General features: G+C 69.1%; 14 protein-coding genes, 4 tRNA genes and 1 pseudogene. 13 read left to right on the top strand and 6 right to left on the bottom strand.

Annotated features, from left to right (window positions below; translation table 11 throughout):
- From E3T54_RS16750 to E3T54_RS07330, 5 genes and pseudogenes are all read left to right on the top strand, one after another.
- A pseudogene (locus E3T54_RS16750) lies at nt 1-287 on the top strand (hypothetical protein); the annotation flags it as partial.
- Between the two features lie 154 nt (nt 288-441).
- A complete protein-coding gene (locus tag E3T54_RS07345) occupies nt 442-7098 on the top strand; it encodes a PxKF domain-containing protein (protein ID WP_134475146.1) in 6657 nt (2218 codons plus the stop codon).
- A 92-nt stretch (nt 7099-7190) separates the two neighbouring features.
- Nucleotides 7191-8264 carry an outer membrane lipoprotein carrier protein LolA gene (locus E3T54_RS07340; RefSeq protein WP_134475145.1) on the top strand — a complete coding sequence of 358 codons (1074 nt, stop codon included), beginning with the start codon at nt 7191-7193 and terminating at the stop codon, nt 8262-8264.
- Nucleotides 8257-9252, top strand: a complete 996-nt coding sequence (locus E3T54_RS07335) for an ABC transporter ATP-binding protein (RefSeq protein ID WP_241977103.1) — start codon at nt 8257-8259, stop codon at nt 9250-9252. The genes E3T54_RS07340 and E3T54_RS07335 overlap by 8 nt, the downstream gene beginning before the upstream one ends.
- A gap of 31 nt (nt 9253-9283) precedes the next feature.
- Entirely contained in the window at nt 9284-10132 is an 849-nt protein-coding gene (locus E3T54_RS07330) for an ABC transporter permease (RefSeq protein WP_370255107.1), read from the top strand.
- Nucleotides 10133-10171: 39 nt separating this feature from the next.
- Here the strand turns inward: E3T54_RS07330 and E3T54_RS07325 are convergent, their stop codons facing one another.
- The 5 genes from E3T54_RS07325 to E3T54_RS07305 form a co-directional block, all read right to left on the bottom strand.
- Entirely contained in the window at nt 10172-11167 is a 996-nt protein-coding gene (locus E3T54_RS07325; RefSeq protein ID WP_134475143.1) for a CapA family protein, read from the bottom strand.
- Nucleotides 11168-11177: 10 nt separating this feature from the next.
- A complete protein-coding gene (locus tag E3T54_RS07320; RefSeq protein WP_134475142.1) occupies nt 11178-12488 on the bottom strand; it encodes an erythromycin esterase family protein in 1311 nt (436 codons plus the stop codon).
- Nucleotides 12485-13798 carry a phosphoribosyltransferase gene (locus E3T54_RS07315; protein ID WP_194088198.1) on the bottom strand — a complete coding sequence of 438 codons (1314 nt, stop codon included), beginning with the start codon at nt 13796-13798 and terminating at the stop codon, nt 12485-12487. The genes E3T54_RS07320 and E3T54_RS07315 overlap by 4 nt, the downstream gene beginning before the upstream one ends.
- A 168-nt stretch (nt 13799-13966) precedes the next feature.
- Nucleotides 13967-15211 carry an amidohydrolase gene (locus E3T54_RS07310; RefSeq protein ID WP_134475141.1) on the bottom strand — a complete coding sequence of 415 codons (1245 nt, stop codon included), beginning with the start codon at nt 15209-15211 and terminating at the stop codon, nt 13967-13969.
- A gap of 173 nt (nt 15212-15384) precedes the next feature.
- A tRNA-Val gene (locus E3T54_RS07305) sits at nt 15385-15457 on the bottom strand.
- 160 nt (nt 15458-15617) lie between these two features.
- Between E3T54_RS07305 and E3T54_RS07300 the strand changes: the two genes are divergently transcribed.
- From E3T54_RS07300 to E3T54_RS07290, 3 genes are all read left to right on the top strand, one after another.
- Nucleotides 15618-15689 (top strand) — tRNA-Gly (locus E3T54_RS07300).
- A gap of 47 nt (nt 15690-15736) precedes the next feature.
- Nucleotides 15737-15810: transfer RNA gene (locus E3T54_RS07295), tRNA-Cys, on the top strand.
- Between the two features lie 26 nt (nt 15811-15836).
- Nucleotides 15837-15908, top strand: a tRNA-Val gene (locus tag E3T54_RS07290).
- Between the two features lie 86 nt (nt 15909-15994).
- Here the strand turns inward: E3T54_RS07290 and E3T54_RS16745 are convergent.
- Nucleotides 15995-16138, bottom strand: a complete 144-nt coding sequence (locus tag E3T54_RS16745; RefSeq protein WP_166804855.1) for a hypothetical protein — start codon at nt 16136-16138, stop codon at nt 15995-15997.
- Between the two features lie 207 nt (nt 16139-16345).
- Here E3T54_RS16745 and E3T54_RS17055 point away from each other — a divergent pair, with 207 nt between their 5' ends.
- The 5 genes from E3T54_RS17055 to pdxT all read left to right on the top strand — a co-directional run bounded on the left by E3T54_RS17055 (nt 16346) and on the right by pdxT (nt 21257).
- Nucleotides 16346-17050: an HIRAN domain-containing protein gene (locus E3T54_RS17055; RefSeq protein WP_198414444.1), complete on the top strand. Its 705-nt coding sequence runs from the start codon at nt 16346-16348 to the stop codon at nt 17048-17050.
- A 124-nt stretch (nt 17051-17174) separates the two neighbouring features.
- On the top strand, nt 17175-19097 hold the full coding sequence (thrS, locus tag E3T54_RS07280; protein ID WP_241977104.1) for a threonine--tRNA ligase: 1923 nt from the start codon (nt 17175-17177) through the stop codon (nt 19095-19097).
- A 1-nt stretch (nt 19098) separates the two neighbouring features.
- Complete coding sequence (locus tag E3T54_RS07275) at nt 19099-19659, top strand: HIT domain-containing protein (protein WP_092322091.1); 561 nt, start codon at nt 19099-19101, stop codon at nt 19657-19659.
- A gap of 81 nt (nt 19660-19740) precedes the next feature.
- Nucleotides 19741-20643: a pyridoxal 5'-phosphate synthase lyase subunit PdxS gene (gene pdxS / locus E3T54_RS07270; RefSeq protein ID WP_092322089.1), complete on the top strand. Its 903-nt coding sequence runs from the start codon at nt 19741-19743 to the stop codon at nt 20641-20643.
- Between the two features lie 11 nt (nt 20644-20654).
- On the top strand, nt 20655-21257 hold the full coding sequence (gene pdxT, locus E3T54_RS07265; protein ID WP_092322088.1) for a pyridoxal 5'-phosphate synthase glutaminase subunit PdxT: 603 nt from the start codon (nt 20655-20657) through the stop codon (nt 21255-21257).
- The last annotated feature ends 2 nt before the right edge of the window (nt 21258-21259 follow it).

Here is a 21259-nt window from a genome sequence, read left to right as displayed (position 1 = left end):
CCGACCACAACAACCTCGCCCACCTCTGCCCCGCCAGCCACGCCCTCAAACACGAGGCCGGCTGGAAAGTCAGCCAGGCCCAGGACGGCACCGGCACCCTCACCTGGACCACCCCGACCGGCCACACCTACGTGACCGAATCGGAGACCATAATCGGCACCGCCATCAGCGCCGAACTCCGACGTAAAGTCGACGCGCCCGGCGGCCCGGCCAGCGAGGAGCAGAGGGGGCAGTTGGGCCCAGGAGGGTCCCGGAGGGTCGTCGCAGTCGACGTCGAAGCCGCATGAGCAAATCTCACACCCCGGCATGATGTCTACCCCCTAAGGGGGACGCGGGCACCCCCTCCATGGGGGGTTTGACCCCCCTTGACCGGGTGACAACTCCGCCAAGAGACTGTGGGCCTTGGCAGGGACCCGAAGCCTGCCATACCCGGAGGACCCCATGCAGGTTTCAGGCGGCAGCCCCATTCGTGCACGCTTTTTCTCCGGGGGCCGCACTCGTGCCCGGCTCGCCGTCATCGCCACGCTCGCGCTGGTGCTCGGGCTGCTGGGCGCCCCGCCAGCGTTCGCGTCGACCGCGAACAGTGCTGTCTTCTCGGGCAGCACCGGGACGGTGTCGGTCGGGGGAGTCCTCTACGCCAGGCAGGGCGGCGCGCTGACACTGACCGTCACCACGAGCAGCGACACGAAATGCGTCGAGGTCGTCGGCGCGTTCGCCGCCGGCGACGTGTCGGCGACAGGGAAGACAAGCTGGACGTTCACCACGACCGCCGGTGCGGGAAACGGAAGCCAAACGGTGACCGCCGCCGCCTCACCAAACGTCAACGCGCAAGGCAAATGCACCGGCCCGTCGAGTTCGGCCCAGGGCTCGTACACACTCGACAACACCGGTCCGACCGTCACCGGTACCCTTGCCCCGGCACCCAATGCGGCCGGCTGGAACAAGGCGAACGTCGGAATCACCTGGTCCGCGAGCGACGCCGGCTCCGGCATGTCATCGGCACCCACGCCCTCGACGGACTCCGTCAACGCGAACACGGCAGTCACCGGCACCGTCAAGACAGCCACCGCAGCCGACCGGCTGGGCAACGCCGGGAACGGATCCGTCACCGTCAAGCTCGACAAGACCCAGCCATCCATCGACGCCAACCGCAGCCCGGCGGCCAACGGTGCCGGCTGGAACAACACCAACGTCACCGTCGGATTCACCTGCGCTGACACACTTTCCGGAATAAAGTCCTGCACCGGCGGCGGGTCCGTCGTCCTCTCCGCCGAGGGCGCGAACCAGTCCGTCCCCGGGACCGCCGTCGACAACGCCGACAACACCAACACCTCGGGCGTGACCGGCATCAACATCGACAAGACGGCGCCGTCCCTGACGGGCGCCCCAACCACCCAGCCCAACGTCGCCGGCTGGTACCGCGGAGACGTCTCCATCGACTGGACCGCTACCGACGCGCTGTCCGGCATCGCCGGCGCCGCCCCCGCGTCCGGCACGATCTCGGGCGAGGGAACGGGACTCACCGTCGGCGCCAGCGTGGGCGACCTGGCCGGCAACACGCGCAACGCCACGAGCCCGGCCGTCAGGATCGACCGGACGCCGCCGACGACCGGCATCAGCGGAACCTCGAACATCTGGACCAACGGAAACGTCACCGTGTCCTTCTCCCCGGGTGACAACCTCTCCGGCGTCGCATCCACCTCGTATGCCGTCGATGGCGGCCCGGCGCAAAGCGGTACCGGCTTCACGCTCGCCGCCGAGGGCGACCACATCGTGACCTTCCACAGCACCGACCTCGCCGGGAACGTCGAGGAGACGCGCACCGCGCACGTCAAGATCGACAAAACCGCACCCACCATCGGCCACACCTTCGCGCCGGTCGGCTACAGCGACGGCGCCTGGACGAACGCGGACGTCACCGTGACCTTCCTCTGCACCGACTCGGGATCCGGCATCGCCGGCTGCACCGCACCGGCCACGCTGCGCATCGAGGGGGCGTCGCAGCAGGTTGTCGGAACCGCCACCGACAACGCCGGCAACTCCGCCGGAAACACCGCCGTCGTCAGCATCGACAAGACGCCGCCGACGGTCACCGCCGGCGCCGACCGCGCACCGAACGGCGCGGCCTGGTACCGCGACGACGTCACGGTGTCCTTCGAAGCCGCAGACGCCCTCTCCGGAATCGCGAGTTCGCCCGCGGCCACGGTCCTGGGCGAGGGGGAGAACCAGTCGGCCTCCGGCACGGCCACCGACGCCGCGGGCAACAGCGCGAGCGCCGAGCTCACCGGCATCAACGTCGACAAGACCGCGCCCGTTCTCACGGCCTCCTTCCCGGCCGGCTGGCACACCGCTGATGTGGCCGTCGACTGGACCTGCACCGACGCGCTCTCCGGGGTCGCGACGCCGCCCACGGACGACGTGGTGGACGGCGAAGGGAACGACCTTGGCTCCACCCGCTCCTGCACCGATGTGGCCGGCAACACGGCCACGAAGACCGTCAGCGGGATCACCATCGACCGCACCGCCCCGACGACCGGCGCGAGCGTCCCCGCGCCGCTGGCCAGCGGCTGGTACGCGGACGACGTCACCGTCACCCTGAGCGCCCAGGACGCCCTGTCCGGGATCGACGTCACCTACTACAGCGTTGATGGCGGTGACGCGCAGGCCTACGTCGGCTCGTTCCTGTTCACAACGCGCGGCACGCACAGCATCGCCTTCTGGAGCATCGATGTGGCCGGTAACCTCGAGGCCAGGATCGGCAACGAAATCACGGTGAAAATCGACGGTGCACCCCCGATCACCACGGTGATCAATCCGATCTCACCGGCCAGCGGATGGTTCGTGACGAGCGGCATTCCGGTCGCCTTCGACGCGACCGACGTCGAATCAGGCATCGCCGCCACCTATTATTCGATCGATGACGGCCCCACCCTCACCTACGGCCAGCCGTTCGAGACCCAGCTGGCCGTCGGTTCGCACAGCATCACGTACTGGAGTGTCGACCTGGCGGGCAACGCCGAGACTGCACGGTCGACGACAGTCTGGGTCGACACGGTCCGCCCGACGATCACCGGCGAGGCCTCCCCGGCCGCCAACGGCTTCGGCTGGAACAACACCGCGGTGGACGTGACGTTCAGCTGCACGGATGCCGTCTCCGGCATCGACCCGGACGTCGCCTGCGGCCCCGACGTCTCCCTCGGCGCCGAGGGCGCGGAGCAGCTGGCCGCGGGAGTCACGGCGGACATCGCCGGGAACACCAACTCGGCCACGGTCGGCCCGATCCGCATCGACAAGACCCCGCCGACCCTCTCCGGTGCGGCCACGACCACCGCCAACGGGGCCGGCTGGTACCGGGGCGACGTGACCATCGACTGGACCGGCGCCGACCTGCTGTCCGGCATCGAGGACCAGGCGGCCGACAGCGTCATCACCGGCGAGGGCGCCGACCTCGGCGCCTCCGCGATCGTGTCCGACCGTGCCGGGAACGAGGCGTCCGCAACGGTGAGCGGCGTGAAGATCGACCGCACCGCGCCGGTCATCGAGGGACAGGCGACCACCGAGCCCAATGCTGCCGGCTGGTACCGGGGCCAGGTCACCGTCGACTTCAGCTGCAGCGACCTCTTGTCCGGGGTTGCGGTCTGCCCCACCAGCGAACTGGTCAGCGGCAACGGCCCCCACCAGAGCGCCACCAGCGGCCCGGCCACCGACCAGGCCGGCAACGACAACCCCGGGCTGACCGTCGGCGACATCAACATCGACGGCATTGCCCCGAGCACCACCGCCGACAACCAGTGCTCCGCGGTGAACGGCTGGTGCAAGGGCCAGACGGCCACGGTCGTGCTCAGCGCTGACGACCAGCCCGGGCTCTCCGGCGTCCGGGAAATCCACTACTCGATCGGCGGCGCCGCCGCCCAGGTGGCCTCCGGATCGACGGCATCCGTCACCGTTCCCCTCAACGGCAGCGGGTCGGGCACCGTGAGCTACTGGGCCGTCGACAACGCCGGCAACGCCGAAGCCGCGAACACCGTCGACCTCAAATGGGACAACATCGCCCCGACGGTTTCCCACACCCTTTCGCCCGTGCCCAACCCAAGCGCCTGGAACAGGAGCGACGTCACGGTGACCTTCGAGGCCACCGACGACGATCCCGGATCCGGCGTGGCGAGCGTGACGGCCCCGGTGACCGTCGACGCCGAGACCCCGCTGGCGGGGCTCCTCGTCTCCGGCTCCGCGGAGGACACCGCCGGCAACGTCGGCACCGACGCTGTCACGGTCCGGCTCGACAAGACGGCGCCGCGCATCATCGGCGGGATCGCCTCCGGGACCGCCGGTGCCAACGGCTGGTACCTGGGCCCGGTGTCGGTGCACTTCGACTGCTCCGACGCCCTTTCCGGCGTCGCTTCCTGCCCCGACGACGTGACGGTCACCGACAACGGGACCAACACCGTCGACGGCACGGCAACCGACATGGCGGGCAACACGGCCGACGACACCGTAGGCGGCATCCGCATCGACCAGGAGGTTCCGTCCACCAGCGCGAGCGTGTCGGGCACCCACAACAACGGCTGGTACACCGGCCTCGCGTCGGTGACCCTGTCGGGGACGGACACGGTATCCGGACTCGACACGACCTTCTACAGCCTCGACGGCCAGGACGCGGCGGAGTACACCGCCCCGCTCTCCGTCGGCAGCCAGGGCACGCACACCGTGACGTTCTGGAGCACCGACCTCGCCGGCAACGTCGAGAGCGTGAACACGCTCACCTTCCAGGTGGACCGCGTCGCTCCCGTCACCACAGTGATCAACCCGGATGCCCCCGCGTCCGGCTGGTTCCTGACCGGCGCCGTTCCCGTCGAACTCTCGGCGACTGACTCCGGGTCCGGCGTCGCCGGAACCTACTTCACGATCGACGATGGCCCCGCCGTCACCTACGGCCAGCCCCTGCTGACCGACCTGGCCAGCGGCAGCCACACGATCACCTACTGGAGCCTCGACCAGGCCGGCAACGTCGAGGCGAAGAGGGAGCTGTCCGTGGACGTGGACGCCGTGAAGCCGACGATCGCCGGCGCGGCCAGCCCGGGCGCCAACGGCTTCGGCTGGAACAACACCTCCGTGGACGTGACGTTCACCTGCGCCGACGCCGACTCCGGCCTCGCCGGTTGCGGACCGAACAGCACCGTCGCCAACGAGGGAGCCGGCCAGCTGGTGTCCGGCACGACGGCCGATGTCGCCGGCAATACGAACTCGGCCACGGTCGGTCCGATCAGCGTCGACAAGACCGCGCCTACCCTCTCCGGCACCCCCACGACCGGCCCGAACGCCGCCGGCTGGTACCGCGGCGATGTCACGATCGGCTGGACCGGCGTCGACGGCCTGTCCGGGATCGCCCACCAGGCTGCGGACAGCCTGATTACCGGCGAGGGAGCGGACCTCAGCTCATCGGCGGACGTGGCCGACCGCGCCGGGAACGAGAAGCACGCGATGGTGACGGGCATCCGGATCGACCGCACCGCACCGGTGCTCGAGGGCCGGGCGACCACCCAGCCCAATGCCGCCGGCTGGTACCAGGGCCAGGTCACTGTTGGCTACGCCTGCACGGACACCCTGTCCGGGATGGCCCTGTGCCCGACGAGCCGGGTAGTCAGCGGCAACGGCGCGAACCAGAGCGTCACCAGCGACCCGGCCACCGATAACGCGGGCAACGAGAGTGCCGTCCTGACCGTCGGCGGCATCAACGTCGATGGCGCGGCCCCGAGCACCACGGCCGACAACCAGTGCAGCAAGATTAACGAGTACTGCACCGGCGAATACGCGACCGTCGTGCTCAGTGCGGCCGACCAGGCCGGGCTGTCCGGGGTCCGGGAGATCCACTACACGGTCGACGGCGGCGACCCGCAGGTCGCGCCCGGCGCGAGCGTGACGCTCAGTGTGCCGCTGGCAGGAAGCGGCACGGGCACCGTGAGCTACTTCGCCGTCGACAACGCCGGCAACCGCGAAGCATCGAGCGGAGTCGCCCTCAAATGGGACAACATCGCCCCGACGGTTTCCCATCTGCTCTCGCCGCTGCCGAACGGCAACGACTGGAACAAGAGCGACGTCACGGTCACGTTCTCGGCCCGGGACGACGACGCCGGCTCCGGCCTCGTGACAGGGTCTGTGACCGCCCCCGTGACCGTCGGCACCGAGACTCTCGTGACCGGGCTCACCATCCAGGGCCAGGCCACGGACACCGCCGGGAACATCGGCAGGGATTCGGCCACGGTGAAACTGGACAAGACGGCGCCGACCATCGCTGCCGCGATCGTCCGCGGCAGCCAGGGCACGAACGGCTGGTACACCGGGCCGGTCACGGTGCGGTTCACCTGCGCCGATGCCCTCTCCGGGATCGCCGTCTGCCCGGCTGACGTGACGCTCACCGACAACGGCACCAACACGGTCACCCGTGACGTGGCCGACAACGCGGGCAACACGGCGGAAGCGACGCTGTCAGGCATCAGGATCGACTCCGCCGCACCGACCATCACCAACGTCAGCGTGGCCGGCGGATTCTACCTGCTCGGTGCGGCCCCGGCCGCGACCTGCACGGCCACCGACGACGTGTCCGGCCTGGCCGGAACCTGCACGGTGACCGTTGCGGGCGGACGCCCGAACGGCGTCGGAACGTTCATCTGGACCGCCACCGCCACCGACGCCGCCGGAAACACCGTCACGACGACCGGCAGCTACCAGGTGATCTACCGCTTCGACGGATTCCTGCAGCCGATCAACGACACCGCGCACCAGGTCGGTCTCACGACCAGCGTGTTCAAGGGCGGCAGCACCATCCCGGTGAAGTTCCAGCTGAAGAAGGCCGACGGAACTCCGGTGCTCTCGAGCACGGCACCGGCCTGGCTCATGCCGGTCAAGGGCGCGGTGATGAGCATGCCGATCGACGAGACCGTCTACGCCATCACGGCCGACAGTGGAATGAGCTTCCGCGCCGACGGCACCCAGTACATCTACAACTGGAAAACACCCGCCGGCGGCAATTACTACGGCATCGGCGTCAGGCTGGACGACGGGCAGGTCTACTACGTCAGCATCGGGCTGCGCAAGTAACACGACCGCTGTGAGCGGGCTGGGAAGCCGTGCCAACCGCCCGCTCGAAGCGTAATCTGGAGTCACCAACAGCTTCCAGGAGGGGGAGTGTCATGACTCGAGTGTGGCTCCGCTGGGTACCGGCCGCCGCGGCATCCGCCGTCATCGCCGCAGGCGCACTGGCCGTTCCGCTGCAGGCTGGCGCGGCCGTCAACCTGCCGGACAAGACGCCGCAGGAGGTGCTGGCGATGATCGGCGACAGCACCGTCGACGCGCTCTCGGGAACACTCGAGCAGACCTCCCGGCTGGGGCTCCCGGACCTCTCGATGGGCGGATCGGCAGCGGGCGACGATGCCGCCTCCGCCCTTGAGCTGCTCACCGGCACCCACACGGCGAGGGTCTACCTCGACGGCCCCGGCCAGGCCCGCGTGCAGCTGATGGACCGGCTCGCCGAACGCGACCTCATCGTCAATGGCACCGACGTGTGGCTCTACGACTCCAAGGACAACGAGGCCACCCACCTGACCCTCCCGGCCGACGCCGGGTCCCGGCCCTCCCCGGCGCCCGGCAGCCAGCAGACGCCTGCCCAGCTGGCCGACAAGCTGCTCGCGGAACTCGACCCGAGCACCGCGGTGAGCGTCGACGCCGACACCGAGGTGGCCGGACGCGCCGCCTACGACCTCGTCCTCACCCCGCGCGGAAACGACACCCTGGTCGGCTCCGTGTCGATCGCGGTCGACTCCGAAACCGGGCTGCCGCTCCGCGTCGAGGTCCAGGCGCGCGGCGAGACCGAGCCCGCGTTCGAACTCGCGTTCACCGCCCTGTCGCTGGCGAAGCCGGATGCCGCCCTCTTCGACTTCGAGCCCCCGGCCGGAGCCGACGTGAAGGAGCAGGCCCTGCCGGAGCCCCCATCGGCAGGACACGGGCCGAAGGACACCGAGCACGGCGACTTCCCCGGCACCGGCACCGTCAGCGGCACCGGCTGGGAGAGCGTCGTGGAACTGCCCGCCGGATCCGTGCCCGCGGAACTGACCGCTTCGCCGTTATACGACCAGGCCACGGAGGCCGTCGACGGAGGCCGGCTGCTGTCCACGTCGCTGGTGAACGTGCTGATCACGGACGACGGGCGCGTGTTCGCCGGGTCCGTTCCGGCCTCGCGGCTGCAGGCCGCGGCCGCGGGTGGGTGAGGGCGGGCACCCCGCTGCCGAACTGGCGATCGAGACCCGGGGGCTGACCAAGCGGTTCGGCCACCAGACGGCCGTCAACAGCATCGACCTGGCCGTGCCCCGCGGATCCGTATTCGGATTCCTCGGACCGAACGGCTCGGGCAAGACCACCACGATCCGGGTGGCCCTCGGCCTGGCCGCGGCCACGAGCGGGCAGGTCAGCGTGCTCGGCCAGGAAATGCCCCGGCGGCTGAAGGACGTTCTGCCGCGCGTGGGCGCGCTGGTCGAAGGCCCCGGCTTCTACCCGTTCCTCTCCGGCGCGGCGAACCTGCACCGCCTCGACTCGGCCGACCGGTACGCCCCCTCGGCCACCCGGCGAGCACGCGTTCATCGTGCGCTCGACCGGGTCGGCCTCGGCCACGCGGCCGGTAAGAAGGTGGGCGCGTATTCGCTCGGGATGAAGCAGCGGCTCGGGCTGGCCAACGCGCTCCTGATGCCGCGCGAACTGCTGGTGCTGGACGAGCCGACCAACGGACTCGACCCGCAGGGCACACGCGAGGTGCGGAACCTGGTGCGGTCGCTCGCGGCCGAGGGAACGACCGTGTTCGTGTCCAGCCACCTGCTCGCGGAGGTGGAACAGATGTGCACCCACGTCGCGGTGATGAGCGTCGGCAGCCTGGTCGCCCAGGGAACCCTCGACGAGCTGCGACGTGCGGGCGAGGCCCACGTGCAGGTGCGCACCCCCGACATTGCCGGCGCGCTCCGCGTGCTCGCCGCGCTCGGGCTCTCGTCGGAGCAGACGGAACCGCCCGGGCGGGCCGGCGGCGACGGCAACGACGACGATGGCCTGGTCGGCGCGCCCCTGCTCCCCGGGAGCATCGCGCCCGAGGCGATCGTCGCCGCCCTGGTCGCCGGCGACGTGCGGGTGCGGGCGTTCACCGTCGACCGGGCCAGCCTCGAGGACCGTTTCGTCGCGCTGACGGGGGAGGGGTTCGACATTGCCCAGTGAGGGACCCAGTGTGGTGAGCGGGCCGAGTGATGTGAGTGGGGGCACCCGTCGCGCCCGTCCGACCGTCGGCTGGGCGCTGTTCGCCTCCGAGCTGGCCGTGTTGTTCCGACGCCGGCGGACCTGGGCGATGCTGCTCGCGCTGGCGGCAGTCCCGGTGCTGATCGCCGTGGCGGTGCGGTTGTCATCGTCGCCGCCGGAGCCGGGGAGAGGGCCGCCGTTCCTCGACCGGGTCACCCAGAACGGGCTCTTCGTGGGCATCACCGCGCTCGTGGTCTGCATCCCGCTGTTCCTGCCGTTGACCGTCGGGGTCGTCGCCGGCGACACCATCGCCGGCGAGGCGAACCTCGGCACCCTGCGGTACCTGCTCGTGGTGCCCGCCGGACGCGTGCGGCTCCTCCTGGTCAAGTTCGCGGGGGCGGCCGCCTTCTGCCTCGCCGCCACCCTGACGGTCGTCGCCTCCGGGGCGGCCATCGGCGCCGCGCTCTTCCCGGTCGGGCCCGTCACCCTGCTTTCCGGCGACACGATCAGTGTGGGCGAGAGCATCCTGAGATCGCTCCTGGTGGCCGGTTACGTCACGGTGTCCCTGCTCGGACTGTCGGCCATCGGGCTGTTCATCTCCACCCTGACCGTCGTGCCGGTGGGCGCCATGGCCGCCACAATCGTGCTGTCGGTCGTGGCCCAGGTGCTCGGCGCCCTGCCCCAGCTCGAGTGGCTGCACCCCTGGTTGTTCAGCCACTACTGGCTCGACTTCGCCGACCTGCTGCGCCAGCCGATCGCCTGGACCTCGTTCGGCGACAACGCCCTGCTGCAGGCCGGCTACGCGGCGGTCTTCGGTGCCCTCGCCTACGGCCGGTTCGTGACCAAGGACATCCTGTCCTGACCCGGGATCCGGCCACGGCCCGGCCGGTCCCCGGCCGGGTCAGGCCGTGCCGCCGAGCGGGATCACGAGGCAGGTTCGGGCATCCGACCAGGCTGCATGCGTTCCGAGTTCACCGCACAGCGTCTGCATCCGCTGGGCGATCGCCCGCGCACTGCCCCGGGCGAGGCGGGCCTGGAAGTCGATGATGATCGTGGGGTACAGGCGCATCTCCCGGGGGATGCCGGCGTCGGTCTCCAGCAGGAAGACGAAGGACTGGTCGTTCCGCGCGAACTCGTCGACGGCATAGTCATCGATGAAGTCGCCGGCGCTGTAGATGATCGGCCGGTCCCGGTAGGCCTCCACGCCGCGAACGATGTGCGGCGAATGCCCGTACACGACGCCCGCGCCGGCGTCGATCAGTGCATGCGCGAACGTGCGGTGATCGCCGGGCACGTCGAAGCCCCAGTTCCCGCCCCAGTGGGCGGAGACGATGAGCAGGTCGACCCGGCTGCAGGTGTGCCGCACGAGGTCCAGCAGCTCCCGGGCCCGGGCGTCGTCGACATCGATCGGCACGTAGTGAACGCCCGGTGCCGCCGCCTCGGCCTCCCATCCCGGCTCGTTGTCGGTGACGGCCAGGAAGCCAACGCTGAGTGCGTCCGCATGGCAGATGGCCGGCCGGCGGGCGTCCTCGAGGTCGACCCCGGCGCCCGAGTGCAGGATCCCGTGCGCGTCCAGCGTGCCGAGCATCTCGCGCAGGGCCTCAGCGCCGTAGTCGAGCACGTGGTTGTTGGCCAGCGAGACGACGGTGAAGCCGGCCGCCCGGAGGCTGTCCACGTTCCGGGTATCCGAACGGAAGCGAAAGACCTTCGCGGGCCAGGCGGTGCCGCCGTCGGACAGCACGAACTCGAGATTGCCGACCCGGATGTCCGCACTTGCGAGCAGGGGAAGGGTGGAGCCCCAGGGGTACGCGGGCCCGACGCCGGTGAACTCGGCGTCTGCCAGGGCGTCATTGACCAGTCGCCCGAGCATGACATCCCCGACGAGGGCGATCAGCATCCCGTGCCTCCTAGAATCCGGTGGGTTCCGTTTCGTACTCGGGCTCTTCCGGGCGCGGTTCATGGTGCAGGGGAACCAGCGCGGTGGTCTCCTCGAGCCAGATCAGCGCGTCGTAGCGGCCGCCCATCCGGGTCGGCACGTAGTTTCCGGCCTCGCGGCCGGGCTGGTAGACGACGCCGATGGCCCGGTGGGGCAGCCACGCGCCGAGCCAGGGGCCGGCGCGGTCGTCGGGAAACACGAGCAGGGCATCCGTGCCGAGCACGTTGTGCAGGAGGCCCTCGTGGCTGGACGGGCGGGCATCCGGAACCGTCAGCACCTGTTCCGGCGAGCCCCACGCGCCGGCTGCGAGCACCGAGCCCCGGTGCGAGGCGAAGCCCACCAGCGCCACCCCCTCGTCGGCGTGGCGTTCGCGCAGGAGCTGGCCGACGTTGACGAGGCCGTCGCGGGCCATGTCGGTGGCCCGGGCATCGCCGACGTGCGTGTTGTGCTCCCAGATCATGCCCTTCGATCGCGGGCCGTGGTGCTCGGCCAGCCGGTCGATGGTGTCCGCCATGTGGATGTCCCGGACGTTCCACGATTCACGGTCACCGCGAATCATGACCCGGTAATAGCGCTCGGCGTTGGCGGCGACCTCGGCGTTCTGCGCCGCGGCGAAGGCGTCCTCGTCGCCGTGCCGGGTGCGCTGCCGCACCTCGGCGAGGAGGGCGACGACGTCGGGCTCGCACGACTCGGGCACCAGGCGGGTGCTCCAGGCGTAGTTGTGCGGGTTGTGCCGGTAGGGCATGAAACAGCGCCAGGCCAGCCGGGCGGTGTGCACCGCGTCGGGTTCGTGCACCTCCAGCCACGAGATGATCTCGCTCAGCGAGTCCCAGAGCGAGTACACGTCGAGCCCGTAGAACCCGACGGCCTCCGCGGGAGGCCTGGTGGCGTTCCACCCGCGCAGCCAGGTGAGGAATTCGGCGACGTCCTGATTGGCCCACAGCCAGGTCGGCCAGCGCTCGAAGCGGGACAGCAGCCCGTCCGAGTCCTGGTCCCGGTCGTCCTCTCCGCGCACCCAGCGGTTGATCCGCCAGCAGTCGGGCCAGTCGCCTTCGACACCGATCCAGGTGAAACCGTGCTCCTCGATCAGCCGCCGGGCCAGGCGGCATCGCCACCGGTAGTACTCGTGGGTGCCGTGCGAGGCCTCGCCGATGGCGGCGAAGCGCGCGCCACCGATCCGCTCGACCAGCGGGTCGAGGTCGTCGGTTCCGGCGAGCGGGCGGGCCAGGGACCGAATCTCCCGGGCCGCATCGGAATCGCCCGGATGCGCGCCGAGCGTCATGTCGGCTCGTCGCCGGGCAGGAGATGCCTCACGAACCAGTCGCGGGCGAGGGCGGCAGCCTGGCTGAGGGTGCCGGGCTCTTCGAACAGGTGGGTGGCGCCCTCGACGACCTCCAGTTCGTTCGGGCAGGTGAGCTGGGCCTGGGCCCAGCGGTTGAGTTCGAGGACCGTGTGATCGAAGCTCCCGACGATCAGCAGGGTGGGAGCCTGCACCTGGGCCAGCCGAGGCGCGGCGAGGTCGGGCCTTCCGCCGCGGGAGACGACCGCCGAGATCTCGGCGTCCTCGTTGGCCGCGGCCCAGAGGGCGGCGCCGGCGCCCGTGCTCGCCCCGAAGTAGCCGATCGAGCACGCCGCGGCATCCGGCCGGCTCTTCAGCCACCGTGTCGCCGCGGCGAGCCGGTGTGCGAGCAGTTCGATGTCGAACACGTTCGCCCGGTCCAACTCCTCGTCGGGCGTGAGCAGGTCGAGCAACAGCGTGCCCAGGCCGGCCTGCTGCAGCACCTCGGCGACGAACCGGTTTCGGGGACTGTGTCGGCTGCTGCCGCTGCCGTGGGCGAACAGCACCACGCCCGTCGCGGGCTCGGGAAGGTGGAGGTGGCCCTCCAGGGCGAAGGCGCCAAGCGGGATCTGCACGTCGCCGTCGAAGTCGGGCGCGTCGGTCCGGGTGTGGCGCATCCGCTGGTCTGCGGCCTCGAGCAGGGAGACGACCTCATCGTCGCTGGTGGCCGAGAAGTCGCGATAGAAGGCGCCAACCGCGCCGAAGAATTCCGGCGTCGAAACGCACACGATTTCGTCGGCCTCGGGGAACGTGCGGATGGTGTCCGCCGGCGCCACCGGCACCGCCAGGACGACCTTCGCGGCGCCGAGGTGGCGTGCGACTTCGCAGGCGACCCGCGCCGTGGCCCCCGTCGCAATGCCGTCGTCGACGATGACCGCGGTGCGACCGGTCAGGGGGATGCGCTCGCGTGTGCCGCGAAAACTCGCCACGCGGCTGCTCAGCAGCGCCCGTTCGCGTTCCTCCACCGCGCGCATTTCCTGTTCGGTGACCGGGATCTGCCGCAGCACGCGGTCGTTGAGAACCCGGGCTCCGCCCTCGCCGATGGCCCCCATGGCGAGCTCGGGCTGGAACGGGACGCCGAGTTTGCGCACGACAATGACGTCCAGGGGGGCGTTCAGGGCCTCGGCGACTTCGAACGCCACGGGAACGCCGCCGCGGGGGAGGCCCAGTACGACCACATCCTCGCCGCGCAGGTATTCCAGTCGTGCCGCCAGCTGCCTGCCGGCAGCCACCCTGTCTGAAAACACGACCACGGCCCTGCACCTCCCAAGTGGAGCCCCGCCCAGGTGCGCGGGGCATGCGGACATCATCGTCCCGAGCGCGGGGGTGCACCAGTGCCGGCAGGGCAGACCCGGGCGTGAATCACGTGCGCGGAACCAGGTCAGGTCAATCAGGTCCGTGGCGCGTGCTCCCGCGCACGGTCACCGGGCCGAGTCGCCCAGCCATTCCCGTGCCGCGACGACGAGCGCCTCAACGCCGGTCGCGAGCGTCGGTTGCATCACAGGCGCGTAGTGCGGCGAATGGTTGGTCGGGATGTCACTGCGAATGGTCCCCGCCGACTCAGCCGCCGCGAATTCCTCGGGATCGGACCCGCCGAGCATCCAATAGACAAGGGGAGCGCCGGCAGCCGATGCCAGGTTCCCCACGTCTTCGCTGCCGGTGAGCGCCCCCGGATCGAACATGCGTGCCTCGCCGAAGGCCGCCCGGAACGCCGCCATCGTGCGTTCGGAGGCGACGGGATCATTCACCGTGACCGGATACCGCTCGGCGTAGCTGAATTCAGGCGGCGTCGTGGCGCCGGATGCCATCGCTTCGGCCGTGACGATTCGTTCGACGGCGTCAATCACCCGGGCCCGCACGCCCTCATCGAAACTCCGGATGCTGATCCCCAGTCGAGCCTCGTCCGAGATGATGTTGCTCGTGGCGCCGACATGGAGGCTGCCGATCGAGACAACTGCCACCTCCTGCGCGCCCACCTCGCGGGCCACGACCCCCTGCAGGCGCATGACCGTCGCAGCGGCCATGACCACAGGGTCAATGGTGGTCTCGGGCTCCGAGCCGTGGCCCCCTCGGCCGAACATCCTGACGTTGAGACTGTCCACGGCGGCCATCGCCGGGCCGGGGTGAGCGCCGAGCTTCCCCGCGGGGAAGGGGAAGACGTGCTGGCCGAGAACGACATCCGGCAGGGGAATCTTCGTGTACAGGCCGTCGTCGACCATGACCTGGGCGCCGCCCCCGTTCTCCTCTGCCGGCTGGAAGAGGGCGATGAGGGTTCCGGACCACTGGCTTCGCGTGGCGACCAGCTGCTCGAGCGCCCCCAGGAGGGCGGCCATGTGGATATCGTGCCCGCAGGCATGCATGACGGGCACGTCAGTGCCGTTGCCGTCGATGCCGCGCGCGGTGCTCGCGTACGGCAACCCGGTGTCTTCCTTCACCGGCAAGGCGTCCATGTCGGCCCGCAGCATGACGACGGGACCCTCACCGGTCGTCAGCACACCGACCACTCCGGTGCCGCCGATCCCGGTCGTCACATCGAGTCCGAGCGCGAGCAGGCGTTCGGCGATGAGTGCCGAAGTCCGGTGCTCGGAGAACGAGAGTTCCGGGTTCTGATGCAGGTCCATATAGAGCTCTTCGAGTGGGGTGCTGCTTCCGGCTGCTGAGTTCATCGTCATCGCTCCTCAAGCGTCTGCGCGGTTCTCCGCAGCGCCCGGTTCTCCAACGCGCGGTTCTCCGCAAGACTCTCAGGCTAGTTGACGGTTGCGCCGAATCGGTCCGGATCCGCCAGTCCCGGGGCGGCTCGGGGCAGCAAAAAAGCCCCGGTGGGCCGGGGCTTATTCGGTGGGCGATACCGGACTCGAACCGATGACCTCTTCCGTGTGAAGGAAGCGCGCTACCAACTGCGCCAATCGCCCAACTGTGCGGTGAAACAAGTTCAACCGCGACTCACGATACTAGACCAGACGGGGCGGCCGGACCACATCGAGACGGGCGCAACACGCCGCGTTTGCTCGGTTTGGACCTCGGCCGAAGTATCGGCTAGAGTCTTCAAGTCAGCAGAAATGCCGACAAGTTGCGGATGTGGCGCAGTGGTAGCGCATCACCTTGCCAAGGTGAGGGTCGCGAGTTCGAATCTCGTCATCCGCTCGAATTGAATCGGCCGAAAGGCCGATTCTCTTTGGTGGTGAACCCAGGGTGGATTGGCCGAGAGGCGAGGCAGCGGCCTGCAAAGCCGTATACACGGGTTCGAATCCCGTATCCACCTCCATTCTGTGGAAGATATTCCAGAGAAATGGGCGATTGGCGCAGCGGTAGCGCGCTTCCCTGACACGGAAGAGGTCACTGGTTCGATCCCAGTATCGCCCACAGCAAAACCCCCGATAACTCGGGGGTTTTTTTGTTGCCAGCTGGTCCGGGTCGCTAAACCTCGACGACGCTAAACTTCGATGCCGCTACACCTCGATGCCGGTGTGTTCCCAGTCGCACGAGTCGTTTGTGCAGGCATCCGTCCACTGCATCGACCCGAATTCCCGATGTGACAACGCTCCGAAGGTGACATCGCCGGAACCGCATTCGGGGCAGGTCTGAGTAATCATTCGCACAACGTAGTCCAGCGCACCCCACGAGCGATAGGGATTCTGCGAAATGCGCCACGCGTGAGGGGTCGCAAATCGACCTTCGTTTGGCCGGGGAAGGTCGATTTGCGACCCCTCACGGGCCAGGATCGACGGAATCCGTGTCAACCGTACTGGGGATACCGCCCCGATCGGGCCCTGCGCCATTCTCGAGGAGGAGGTTCACAGATGGACTACTTGCTCGATGCCGCTCGTCGTGCCACCGGTATGTTCCGACTTCCGAAACTGTCCCTTCCGAAACGGTCCAGGAGCGCGCCCACGGCAACATCGGCGCCGAACCGGAGCATCGAACCCGCGGCCGCGCCCCCGGATGACCGCGTCGCCCCGGTGGGCACGCCCGGCGTTTCGCACTACCTGCCGAGTGAAGACTGGGAGGAACTCCTCGTCACGGACGGCGATGGTTTGCCGACTCTGTACCTGCAGATGCACACCGGCGAATTGCGGCTGACCGAACCCACCACCGGAAAGCTCGTTGCCGTCGGCAACCATCACCTCCGGCGGATGGGGATCTGGACCGTCGACCTCAGCGGAGTGGACGCACGCAAGACCGCGGTGCGCGAAGGCCTGCTGCAGCCCGGATCCCCGGTGTCACTCGTCCGCGAACCCGACAACGCCCACGACGGCAACGCCATCGCCGTGCATGCCGCCGCAGGCCGCCCCGTCGGATACCTCAACCGAAGGACCGCCGCGGGCTTGTCCAGGTTGCTCGACACCGGCATGAGGCTCGAGGCGATTTCGATCGCCTTCGACTCCGTCACGGCCGGACGGCCCGGCGGCGTCAAGGTGCTGGCCGCCTCGCCCGAACTCGTGCGCCACCTTCTGCGGAAGCGTCCGGGAGCCGGGCTGATCGCACCCCTCGACCTGGCAAGTTAGGCCCGGTCGCAGCGGACGCCGCCAGACTCCCCGCGCGCCACTAAAGTTGAAGGGTTCGCAAAACTAGGGAGTCATACACGTGGTTGACGGCTTTGAGCTATTCACCGACCGGTCCGTTGTCGCAATGCGCGTCAACGGCGAGCTCAGGGACCTGGCGACGACGGTGACGCCGACGGATGCCGTCGAAGCCGTCACCATCGATTCGACCGACGGACTGAACATCCTCCGCCACTCGGCGGCACACGTGCTCGCGCAGGCGGTGCAGACGATCAACCCGGAGGCGAAGCTCGGCATCGGTCCGCCCGTCACCGACGGTTTCTACTACGACTTCGACGTGGCGGAGCCCTTCACCCCCGAAGACGTCAAGGCGCTCGAGAAGGCCATGGACCGGATCATCCGCTCCGGGCAGCGCTTCGTGCGTCGCGTCGTCACCGACGACGAGGCTCGCGCCGAACTCGCGGACGAGCCGTACAAGCTCGAGTTGATCGGGATCAAGGGTGCCGCGGCCCAGGGCGGCGACAACGAGTCGGTCGAGGTCGGCGGCGCCGAGCTCACCATCTACGACAATGTCGACCCGAAGACGGGGGAGACGGTCTGGAAGGACCTCTGCCGCGGCCCGCACCTGCCCAACACCCGCATGATCGGCAACGGCTACTCGCTCACCCGCCTGGCCGCGGCGTACTGGCGCGGCTCGGAGAAGAATCCGCAGCTGCAGCGCATCTACGGCACCGCCTGGCCCAGCAAGGACGAACTCCGCGCGTACCAGGCCCGCCAGGAAGAGGCCGCCAAGCGCGACCACCGCAAGCTCGGCGCCGAGCTGGACCTGTTCAGCTTTCCAGAGGAGATCGGCTCCGGCCTGCCCGTCTTCCACCCCAGGGGCGGCATCATCCGCCAGGAGATGGAGAACTACTCCCGCAAGCGCCACACCGAGGCCGGCTACGACTTCGTCTACTCGCCGCACATCACCAAGTCGAACCTGTTCGAGACGTCCGGCCACCTCGACTGGTACGCCGACGGGATGTTCCCGCCGATGCACCTCGACGAGGAGCGCGACGCCGACGGCCACGTCACCCGCCAGGGCGTCGACTACTACCTCAAGCCGATGAACTGCCCGTTCCACAACCTGATCTTCCGCTCGAGCGGCCGCAGCTACCGTGACCTGCCGATGCGCCTGTTCGAGTTCGGCTCGGTCTACCGCTACGAGAAGTCGGGCGTGGTGCACGGCCTCACCCGGGTGCGCGGCATGACGCAGGACGACGCGCACATTTACACGACCCGCGAGAACATGAAGGAGGAGCTGACCAGCACGCTCAACTTCGTGCTGCAACTGCTCGCCGACTACGGACTCGAGGACTACTACCTCGAGCTCTCCACCAAGGACCCGAAGAAGTTCGTCGGCAGCGACGAGGCCTGGGACGAGGCGACTCAGACCCTCGCCGAGGTCGCCGAGGCATCCGGTCTCGAACTCGTCTCCGACCCGGGTGGAGCCGCGTTCTACGGCCCGAAGATCTCGGTGCAGGCTCGAGACGCGATCGGCCGCACCTGGCAGATGTCCACGATCCAGCTGGACTTCAACCTGCCGGAGCGCTTCGACCTCGAATACACGGCCTCCGACGGCACTCGCCAGCGGCCGGTCATGATCCACCGCGCCCTGTTCGGGTCGATCGAACGCTTCTTCGCCGTGCTCACCGAGCACTACGCCGGGGCGTTCCCGGTCTGGCTGTCCCCGGTGCAGGTCGTCGGCATCCCGGTCGCCGAGCAGTACGGCCCGTACCTGGACGAGATCATCGCCCGGCTGAAGGCGGCCGGCGTGCGCGCCGAGGTGGACAACTCCGACGACCGGATGCAGAAGAAGATTCGCACGCACACCAAGGCGAAGGTGCCGTTCCAGCTCATCGTCGGCGAGGAAGACCGCTCCAATCGCTCGGTCAGCTTCCGCTTCCGCGACGGCACGCAGGAGAACGGCGTGCCGGTGGATGACGCCGTCAGCCGCATCGTGGAATCCATCCGCTCTCGGGCACAGGTGACCGGCCAGGGGCAGATCTGACATGGCCGAGATCGGTGACGAAAACACAGGGGTCGAGCACTCCTCCGACTTCGCGGCCGTGCCCGACGCCTTCCAACGACTCTGGACGCCGCATCGCCTGGTCTACATCCAGGAGGGCCAGCAGCCGCATATCGACGAGTGCCCGTTCTGCCTGGCGCCCAGCATGGACGACGAGAAGGCGCTCATCGTCGCCCGCGGCACGCACGCCTACGTGCTGCTCAACCTGTTCCCCTACAACAGCGGCCACCTGCTCGTCTGCCCGTACCGCCACGTGGCGACCTATGACGAGGCCACCCCGGAAGAGATCGCCGAGATCGGCAGCCTGACCCAGGTTGCCATGCGCGTGCTCAAAAACGTTTCGCACTGCGACGGCTTCAACATCGGGATGAACCAGGGACGGATCGCCGGCGCCGGCATCGCGGAGCACCTCCACCAGCACATCGTGCCGCGCTGGGCCCTCGACTCGAATTTCTTCCCGATCATCGCCGGCACGAAGGCGATTCCCCGCCTGCTTGGCGACGTGCGCCGCGAGGTGGCCGCCGGCTGGCCGGCCGGCGACTAGCTGTTTCCTCCATCCTTTCTCCCCGTCCAGGCAGCGGTCCGCTGCGCCAGTGCCCCACCACGCAAGGAATAGAATCAAGAAATGACTGAGACCACTTCCGCCGAGCAGTTTGGCTCGAGCCGCGTCAAGCGCGGACTCGCCGAGATGCTGAAGGGCGGCGTCATCATGGACGTCGTCACCGCAGAGCAGGCACGAATCGCAGAGGACGCCGGCGCGGTTGCCGTCATGGCCCTCGAGCGCGTGCCCGCCGACATCCGTTCCCAGGGTGGTGTCGCCCGGATGAGCGACCCCGACCTGATCGACAGCATCATCGCCGAGGTGTCCATCCCGGTCATGGCGAAGGCCCGGATCGGCCACTTCGTCGAGGCGCAGGTGCTGGAGGCCCTCAAGGTCGACTACATCGACGAGTCCGAGGTGCTGAGCCCGGCCGACTACGTCAACCACATCGACAAGTGGAACTTCCAGACGCCGTTCGTCTGTGGCGCGACCAACCTGGGTGAAGCGCTTCGCCGCATCACCGAGGGCGCGGCCATGATCCGGTCCAAGGGCGAGGCCGGCACCGGCGACGTCTCGGAGGCCACCAAGCACATCCGCACGATCAGGGGCGAGATCGCCCGCCTGTCCGCTTTGAGCAAGGACGAACTGTACGTCGCCGCCAAGGAACTGCAGGCGCCCTACGAACTGGTCGCCGAGATCGCCGCGACCGGCAAGCTCCCCGTCGTCTTGTTCGTCGCCGGTGGCGTGTCCACGCCCGCCGACGCCGCCATGATGATGCAGCTCGGCGCCGACGGCGTCTTCGTCGGCTCCGGCATCTTCAAGTCGGGCAACCCGCAGGCCCGCGCCAACGCGATCGTCAAGGCCGTCACGTTCTACGACGACCCGAGCGTCGTCGCTGCCGTGTCCCGCGGGCTGGGCGAGGCCATGGTCGGCATCAACGTGTCCGACCTGGCCGCGCCGCACCGCCTGTCCGAGCGCGGCTGGTAACAGCACCCAAGATGACCGTTGGAGTTCTCGCCCTGCAGGGCGACTTTCGTGAGCACGCCGCGGTCCTCGCAGCGCTCGGCGCGGAAGTGGAACTCGTTCGTCGCCCGGAGGAACTGGCCCGCGTCAGCGGCCTGGTGATCCCGGGCGGCGAGTCCAGCGTCATGGACAAGCTCTCCCGCGCGTTCGGCCTGGCCGAGCCGCTCCGGGACGCCGTGCACGCCGGCCTGCCGGTCTACGGCACCTGCGCCGGGCTGATCATGCTGGCCGACACCGTGCTCGACGGCATCGCCGGCCAGCAGAGCATCGGCGGACTCGACATCTCGGTGCGCCGCAACGCGTTCGGCTCGCAGGCGGAGTCTTTCGAGACGGAGCTGGACGTGCCGGTGCTCGGCGCGCCTCCGGTGCACGCCGTGTTCATCCGCGCCCCGGTGGTGGAGGTGGTCGGGCCCCGCGCGACCGCGCTGGCCAGGCTCGCGGACGGCCGCTGCGTCGCCGTGCAGCAGGGCAACCTGCTCGGCACCTCGTTCCACCCCGAAATCACGGGGGAGCACCGGTTCCACGAGCACTTCCTCCGGATGGTGTCCGACGCGAAGTTCCGCGGCGCAGCGTCGTGACC

The organism is Cryobacterium sp. Sr8, from assembly GCF_004403225.1.
GTDB classification, from domain to species: Bacteria; Actinomycetota; Actinomycetes; order Actinomycetales; family Microbacteriaceae; genus Cryobacterium; species Cryobacterium psychrotolerans.
The sequence above is the reverse complement of the archived record's forward strand: the minus strand, read 5'-3'. Positions and strand labels throughout refer to the sequence as shown.

Excerpts from the sequence above, each read along its gene's own strand:
- E3T54_RS07320 (WP_134475142.1), bottom strand. The coding sequence starts at position 12,488 with ATGACGCTCGGCGCGCATCCGGGCGATTCCGATGCGGCCCGGGAGATT.
- pdxT (WP_092322088.1), top strand. The coding sequence starts at position 20,655 with ATGACCGTTGGAGTTCTCGCCCTGCAGGGCGACTTTCGTGAGCACGCC.
- thrS (WP_241977104.1), top strand. The coding sequence starts at position 17,175 with ATGCGCGTCAACGGCGAGCTCAGGGACCTGGCGACGACGGTGACGCCG.
- E3T54_RS07325 (WP_134475143.1), bottom strand. The coding sequence starts at position 11,167 with ATGCTGATCGCCCTCGTCGGGGATGTCATGCTCGGGCGACTGGTCAAT.
- pdxS (WP_092322089.1), top strand. The coding sequence starts at position 19,741 with ATGACTGAGACCACTTCCGCCGAGCAGTTTGGCTCGAGCCGCGTCAAG.
- E3T54_RS17055 (WP_198414444.1), top strand. The coding sequence starts at position 16,346 with ATGGACTACTTGCTCGATGCCGCTCGTCGTGCCACCGGTATGTTCCGA.
- E3T54_RS07275 (WP_092322091.1), top strand. The coding sequence starts at position 19,099 with ATGGCCGAGATCGGTGACGAAAACACAGGGGTCGAGCACTCCTCCGAC.
- E3T54_RS07345 (WP_134475146.1), top strand. The coding sequence starts at position 442 with ATGCAGGTTTCAGGCGGCAGCCCCATTCGTGCACGCTTTTTCTCCGGG.
- E3T54_RS07310 (WP_134475141.1), bottom strand. The coding sequence starts at position 15,211 with ATGAACTCAGCAGCCGGAAGCAGCACCCCACTCGAAGAGCTCTATATG.
- E3T54_RS07340 (WP_134475145.1), top strand. The coding sequence starts at position 7,191 with ATGACTCGAGTGTGGCTCCGCTGGGTACCGGCCGCCGCGGCATCCGCC.
- E3T54_RS16745 (WP_166804855.1), bottom strand. The coding sequence starts at position 16,138 with ATGATTACTCAGACCTGCCCCGAATGCGGTTCCGGCGATGTCACCTTC.